The 6,637-nt window shown below is 60.8% G+C and carries 7 protein-coding genes and 1 riboswitch; of the genes, 1 reads left to right on the top strand and 6 read right to left on the bottom strand.

The genetic code is table 11. From position 1 onward, the window contains the following. Window positions 1-75 precede the first annotated feature (75 nt). From VZP09_RS09005 to tenA, 6 genes are all read right to left on the bottom strand, one after another. The gene (locus VZP09_RS09005) at window positions 76-1,557 is read right to left on the bottom strand and encodes a pyridoxal phosphate-dependent decarboxylase family protein (RefSeq protein ID WP_328795060.1); all 1,482 of its coding nucleotides are present in this window, start codon (window positions 1,555-1,557) and stop codon (window positions 76-78) included. 9 nt (window positions 1,558-1,566) lie between these two features. Further along, window positions 1,567-2,952, bottom strand: a complete 1,386-nt coding sequence (locus VZP09_RS09000) for a diaminobutyrate--2-oxoglutarate transaminase (protein ID WP_328795059.1) — start codon at window positions 2,950-2,952, stop codon at window positions 1,567-1,569. Between the two features lie 306 nt (window positions 2,953-3,258). Further along, window positions 3,259-4,194 (bottom strand): ABC transporter substrate-binding protein, encoded by a 936-nt coding sequence (locus VZP09_RS08995; protein ID WP_002905537.1) that lies wholly within the window; start codon window positions 4,192-4,194, stop codon window positions 3,259-3,261. A gap of 24 nt (window positions 4,195-4,218) precedes the next feature. Next, window positions 4,219-4,959, bottom strand: a complete 741-nt coding sequence (locus tag VZP09_RS08990; protein ID WP_004180004.1) for an ABC transporter permease — start codon at window positions 4,957-4,959, stop codon at window positions 4,219-4,221. Next, on the bottom strand, window positions 4,956-5,684 hold the full coding sequence (locus tag VZP09_RS08985) for an ABC transporter ATP-binding protein (RefSeq protein ID WP_328795058.1): 729 nt from the start codon (window positions 5,682-5,684) through the stop codon (window positions 4,956-4,958). The genes VZP09_RS08990 and VZP09_RS08985 overlap by 4 nt, the downstream gene beginning before the upstream one ends. Next, window positions 5,681-6,376: a thiaminase II gene (gene tenA / locus VZP09_RS08980; protein WP_032436411.1), complete on the bottom strand. Its 696-nt coding sequence runs from the start codon at window positions 6,374-6,376 to the stop codon at window positions 5,681-5,683. Before tenA ends, VZP09_RS08985 begins: the two co-directional genes overlap by 4 nt. Before the next feature lie 68 nt (window positions 6,377-6,444). After that, a riboswitch (TPP riboswitch) is annotated at window positions 6,445-6,546 on the bottom strand. Here tenA and VZP09_RS08975 point away from each other — a divergent pair. Continuing rightward, window positions 6,547-6,637 (top strand): hypothetical protein (locus tag VZP09_RS08975; RefSeq protein ID WP_163528157.1); only part of this gene is annotated, 91 nt, incomplete at its 3' end. It abuts the riboswitch before it with no gap.

Raw genomic sequence — 6,637 nt, 5'->3', positions numbered from 1 at the left:
GCCGATAAGGACATTATCGGCTTATTGCAGGCAAGGCTGACAGCGGGGCGGCAGGCGCCGCCTCGCTAAGGCAGGTTATTGCGCCAGCAGCTCCTGAGCGGTGTGCTCCACCAGGTTCAGCAGAACCTTCACGTCATCCAGCGTCACCACCGGGTTCAGCAGAGTCAGCTTCAGGCAGGTAACGCCGTTGTGCTCGGTTACGCCGACGTTAGCGCGGCCGGAGGCCAGCAGGGCGTCGCCGACCCGCTGGTTGAGCAGCGCGATAGCCGCCGCGTCGCTCCCGGCCATCTGCGCCGGACGGGAACGGAACAGCACGCTCGCCAGCTGCGGCTGCATCACCAGCTCCAGCGTCGGCTGCGACTTCACGTACTCCGCCACGTTTTTCGCCATCGTGACGCCGTGATCGATGATCGCCGCATACTGTTTCTGGCCCAGCGCTTCCAGACCCATCCACAGCTTCAGCGCATCGAAGCGACGGGTGGTCTGCAGCGACTTAGACACCAGGTTCGGTACGCCGTGTTCTTCATCGAACTCGGAGTTCAGATAGGCCGCCTGATAACGCATCAGCTCGTAATGGCGCGCGTCCTTCAGCAGGAAGGCGCCGCAGCTGATGGTCTGGAAGAACTGCTTGTGGAAGTCCAGGGTAACGGAATCCACCAGCTCCAGACCGTCAAGGTAGTCGCGATACTGCTCAGACAGCAGCAGGGCGCCGCCCCAGGCTGCGTCAACGTGCAGCCAGATCTGATGTTCCGCAGCGATACCGGCGATGTCGCGCAGCGGGTCGATAGCGCCCGCGTCGGTGGTGCCGGCGGTGGCGACGATCGCCATGATCTGCTCGCCGTTAGCCTGCGCTTGCGCAATCTTCGCCTGCAGGTCGGACACGTTCATCCGCGCGAATTCGTCGGTTTTCACCAGCGTTACCGAGCGGTAGCCGAGGCCCATCAGCGCCATGTTCTTCTGCACCGAGAAGTGGGCGTTTTCCGAGCACAAGACTTTGTACTTGCGGATATCCCCCGGCAGCCCATCCTGCTGGATGGAGTGGCCCTGACGGGCGAAGAAGGCGTCGCGCGCCAGCATCAGGCCCATCAGGTTGCTCTGGGTGCCGCCGCTGGTGAAGACGCCGGCGTCGCCCGCCGGAAAACCGACCCGGGCGCGCAGCCATTCGATCAGCTTCATCTCGATAATGGTTGCCGACGGGCTCTGATCCCAGGAGTCCATGCTCTGGTTGGTGGCGTTAATCAGCACTTCCGCCGCCTGGCTAATCACCAGGCTCGGGCAGTGCAGGTGCGCCACGCACTGCGGGTGATGCACCGACAGGCTGTCTTTCAGGAAGTACTCGATCGCACGATCAATCGCCGCCTGGTTACCCAAACCCTGTTCGTTAAATTCAAGGGAGATACGCTCACGCAGCTCGTCAACGCTTTTCCCCTGATACATCTCAGGTTGCTTCAGCCACTGCACAACGGCCTGGCTGGTCTGCTCGATAACCTGCTGATAGGCTTCAACGCTCTGCGCTGAACCAGCAAGAATCGGATTCAATGTGGACATGGCGGTCACTTACTCCACTCAGACCGGTTTTACGCCGGCGGCCAGCAGGGCCTGTTCAAATTTGTCGAGGAACACGTCCAGCTCCGCGTCGCTGATCAGCAGGGACGGCAGCAGGCGCAGCACGCAGCCGTGACGACCGCCACGCTCGAGGATCAGGCCCGCTTCGAAGCATTTCTTCTGCAGCAGGGCAGAGAGTTCGCCGTCAGCCGGGTAGCAGCCCATGTGATCCTGCGCTTCGTTCGGCTTGACGATTTCGATACCGATCATCAGACCGAGACCGCGAACGTGGCCAATCACCGGGTAGCGTTTCTGCAGCTCGGCCAGTTTACCTTTCAGCCACTCGCCCTGGGCGGCGACTTTGTCGGCGATCTTGTTGTCGCGCAGATGACGCAGGGTGGTCAGGCCGGTGGCCATCGCCAGCTGGTTGCCGCGGAAGGTGCCGGTGTGGTGACCCGGTTCCCAGGCGTCGAACTGCTTTTTAATGCCCAGCACCGCCAGCGGCAGCCCGCCGCCAACCGCTTTCGACATCACGATGATGTCCGGCTGAATACCGGCGTGCTCGAAGGCGAAGAATTTACCGGTACGGGCAAAGCCGGCCTGCACTTCATCGACGATCAGCAGAATGCCGTGCTCTTCGGTCACTTTGCGGATGCGCTGCAGCCACTCGACCGGCGCCGGGTTCACACCGCCTTCGCCCTGAACGGCTTCAAGGATCACCGCCGCCGGTTTACGGACGCCGCTCTCCACGTCGTTGATCAGGTTTTCGAAGTAGTAGGTCAGGGCTTTCACGCCGGCTTCGCCGCCGATGCCCAGCGGGCAACGATACAGGTGCGGGTAAGGCATGAACTGGACTTCCGGCATCATGCCGTTAACCGCCGCTTTCGGCGACAGGTTGCCGGTGACGGACAGCGCGCCGTGGGTCATCCCGTGATAGCCGCCGGAGAAGCTGATCACCGCGGTACGACCGGTGTATTTTTTCGCCAGCTTCAGCGCGGCTTCCACGGCGTCAGCGCCGGACGGGCCGGTGAACTGCAGGCAATATTCTTTCCCTTCGCCCGGCAGGCAAGAGAGCAGGTANTCGGAGAAGCGATCTTTTAACGGGGTGGTAAGATCGAGAGTATGTAACGGCAAGCCGCTGGTAATGACACTTTGGATGCTCTGCAATACATCAGGGTGGTTGTGGCCCAGAGCGAGAGTACCGGCGCCCGCGAGGCAGTCCAGGTACTGTTTGTTATCCGCATCCGTCAGCCACACGCCTTCGGCTTTAGTGATAGCCAGCGGCAGCTTACGCGGGTAACTCCTGACATTCGATTCGAATTCGGCCTGACGGGCCAAAAAGGTTTCGTTGTTTGCGTCTAATAAATCGGCACGTAAAGTATCAATACGGACTTTATCCGTCATCATATCACTCCCACAACCAGCATTGCGGTTGAACGCTGGTTGAATAATTGGTGTAAGAAATTGAATTGGCATTCATAAAGCGCGCACAATATATGGCTTTTTAAATCTGCATTCAACGTTTTATTGATTGCGCTATTTTGACGTTATTCTTACCAGGGGCAAAATTAACGTAACTTGCTGAATTATAATAGAACAACGCTCTGTCACTATAACCCTTTAAAGTGTAATTATTAGTGAGAAAGTCTCTATATTTTTATTGCCGCTACGTTAAAGCGCTGACGGAATGCCTTCCGTCAGCGATAGCAAGACTCAATGCAGTTCCACCGCATAATTTGTTAAAGGTGTAACTTTTTTCACCAACTTATTGTTATATAAAAACTGTTCGTAAGTCTCGTAGCGCGCTTTATCAAGCGCTGCCGGATCGGTGGCGAACAGGGGCACGGTTTGCAACCACGCCTGGTGGTTGAGTTCGGTCCTAAGCTCCGGGTGGGCGGCGGCGAACGCCTCCCAGCTCTTCTGCGGATGGGCGCGCAGATAGCCCACTCCCGCCTGCAGGGCGGTGAGGAATTTACGGATCTTCGCCTCTTGAATTGCGTCGCGATGGGCGACAATCACCAGCTCGTCATAGGCCGGCACGCCGTAATCTTCGACGTTCATCACTACCGGCGTTTTGCCCTGCAGCTTCAGCTCCTGCGCTTCTATATTACGATAGCCGCCGATAACCGCGTCCACCTGGCCGGCCAGCAGGGCGCTGGTCAGCTGGAAATTGACGTTCACCAGTTTGATGCTGGCCGGATCGATCCCTGCATGTTGCGCCATGGTCGCCAGGGTGGCCTGCTCAATGCCGCTGACCGAGTAGCCCACCTTCTTGCCTTGCAGATCTGCCGGGGTTTTGATCTGCTTATCCAGGGCGATAACCGTATTCAGCGGCGAATTAATCAGAGTCCCTACACGCACCAGCGGTAACCCTTCGTCAGCAAAGAAGTGCACCTGCGGCTGGTAGGTGATGGCCAGATCCGCTTGACGGGCGGCCACCATGCGCGGAGGCAGCGCGGGATCGGAAGGGGGGATAATCCTGACGTCCAGCCCCTGGGCCTTAAAGGCGCCGATCTGCTCGGCCACCATAATCGGCGCATGGTCGGGATTAATGTACCAGTCCAGCACCAGCGTCAGCGGTTCATTGGCCAGCGCGTGGCCGCTGAACAGGGCGGTCAAGGTTGCCCCGGCGAATAGCGACTTTTTCATCTGTTTTCCTTTATTACGTCATTCTTATTCCGGCGACCAGTCGATCAGCCGGTGTAGCAGGGTATCTACCGCCAGCCACAGCAGGAGGGTCAGTAGTACTAAAATAAACAGCGCGGCGAAGCAGATATCGGTTTGCAGTCGCGCATTGGCGTTGAGCATGACGTAGCCCAGCCCCTCGGCGGAGCCGACCCATTCGCCGATGATCGCGCCAATGGGCGCCACCGCCGCCGCCATGCGCAGGCCAGAGCCCAGCGCCGGCAGGGCGGCCATCAGGCGGACATGTCGCAGTTGAGCGCCGAAGGAGGCATTCATGCTGCGCGCCAGATCGAGATACTCCTGGTTGACCCGCCGCAAGCCATCAAAGAAGGCGGAAGTCACCGGAAAGAAAATCACCAGCACCGCCATCGCCACTTTGGCGCTCATGCCAAAGCCCAGCCACAGCACCAGCAGCGGGGCGAGGGCAAAGACCGGGATCGCCTGACTGGTGAGCACCAGCGGCATCAGCCAGCGCTGCAGACGGGGGGAGAGGATCATGCCCAGCGCCAGGGTGACGCCGAGCGTCACGCCCAGCGCCAGGCCGCTCAGGATCTCACTGAGCGTGATAAGCGTATGCCAGCCGAGATAGGCGCGATTTACCCATAGCGCCTCGGCGACCGCCAGCGGGGACGGTAAAAGAAAATGGGGAATGCCGCTGCGGCTGGCCAGACCCCAGAGGAGCATCAGCCCGCCGAATACCATGCCGCCGCGCCAGAGACGTCCAGTCATGGTTGGGCCCTCATCAGCTGCTGCAGCAGGGCGGCCTGGCCGATCAGGAGATCGGGCGCGTCCGGCGCGCGCGGAGGTGTGCCGGCGAGGTGATGGCTATCATCAATGTCGCCGTCGGCCGCCGAGAGGACCAGCAGGCGGTGGCTCAACCGGCAGGCCTCCTGCGGATCGTGGGTGATAAGCACCACCGTGCGACCGGCCAGCAGGGTGGCCGCCAGGGTCTGAATCCGCGTACGGGTGAGGGTATCCAGCGCCGAGAAAGGCTCATCCATCAGCACGATGGGGCGATCCTCATACAGCGTGCGCGCCAGCGCGGCGCGCTGACGCATGCCGCCGGAGAGAGTCGCCGGGCGGGCGTCGGCGCAGGATGAAAGCTCAACTTGTTCAAGCAGCGCGGCGACCCGGGCACGATCGACTTTTTCACCGCGCAGCCGCGCGCCGAGGGCGACGTTGTCCCGAACGCTCAGCCAGGGGTAGAGCAGATCTTTCTGCCCCATCCACGCCAGACGGCCCTGAATAGGCTGCCCATCGCTGGCGACCACTTCTTCCCGGGTGGCGGGCGCCAGACCGGCCATCACCCGCAGCAGGCTGGTTTTGCCGGCGCCGCTGGCGCCGAGGAGCGACACCCACTGCCCGCCGGGGACCGTAAACGACAGGTTGTCGAACAACCGACGGTCGCCGACATGCAGGCTCAGGCCACGGACCTCAATACCCGGCGCCGTCACGCCCGGGTCTCCGCCGTCGCGTTGAGGCCCATCTGCCAGAACTGCGCCTCAAGGCGGGTGGCAGTGGTGAAAATCTCGCTCAGCTCAGTGATCCGGGCCTCGCTCCCGCGCTGCTGCCACACCGTTTCCAGCAGCGCCAGCGCGGCGTTGACGCCGTGCAGATAGCCTTCATCGCCATAGTTGCGGATCCACGAGGCGTAGGGGTTATCGTCCAGTCGGGTGGCGGGATGCTGCAGCAGGCCGAGACCGATTTCCGCATAACCGGCCACGCAGGGCATCAGCGCGACCAGTAGATCCAGCGCGTCACCCGAGTGGCCAATATCCAGCACGTAGCGGGTATAGTTAATGGTTTCCGGCGCTTCAGGCTGGGTAGCCATCTCCTGCTCGCTAATGCCCCACCGGGCGCAGTAACCGACGTGCAGCGGCAGTTCGTTGAGGATGGCGTTCATCGAGGCGGCCGCGGCCCGCATCTCCGGCAGCGTGCGCAGTTTACTCACCAGCAGCGCATAGCTGCGGGCAAAGTGGATCAGAAACAGATAATCCTGGGTCAGGTAGCGACGAAATGCGCTTTCCGCCAGGGTGCCCTCGGCAAGCTGCTGGACGAAAGGATGCGCCACATAGCGCTGCCAGTCAGCGGCGGCCAGCTGGCGTAAACGGCCGTAAAGACCTTGGCTAAAAGCGGGAACGATCACAGGACCTCCATTTATTCAGGGGAGATCCGGGCGTGCAGGGGTGTGAACAGGCAATGGCGGTAATGCTGGCAAAATTGCCGACCCGTCCCTTCGCTGGCATGACCCAGATCAGGTTCAAAGGGTTCGGCTTGCGCCATCTCAGCCCTCACGGGACACCCCTCGGTAGCGCTATGTTATACGACATTCACCTTTTGAATACAATCACCGCGCCACCTTGCCGCAGGATGATGGTAATGGGGGATAGCCAGCGCTTTTCCGCGC

Origin of the sequence: Klebsiella sp. EMBS2024 (genome assembly GCF_036233805.1) — a bacterium.
Classification (GTDB): domain Bacteria; phylum Pseudomonadota; class Gammaproteobacteria; order Enterobacterales; family Enterobacteriaceae; genus Klebsiella; species Klebsiella pneumoniae.
This window is presented reverse-complemented; position numbering and strand designations above follow the sequence as displayed.

Bases quoted from the DNA above. Each gene is read 5' to 3' on its own strand.
- VZP09_RS08995 (WP_002905537.1), bottom strand. From the start codon at position 4,194: ATGAAAAAGTCGCTATTCGCCGGGGCAACCTTGACCGCCCTGTTCAGC.
- VZP09_RS08990 (WP_004180004.1), bottom strand. From the start codon at position 4,959: ATGACTGGACGTCTCTGGCGCGGCGGCATGGTATTCGGCGGGCTGATG.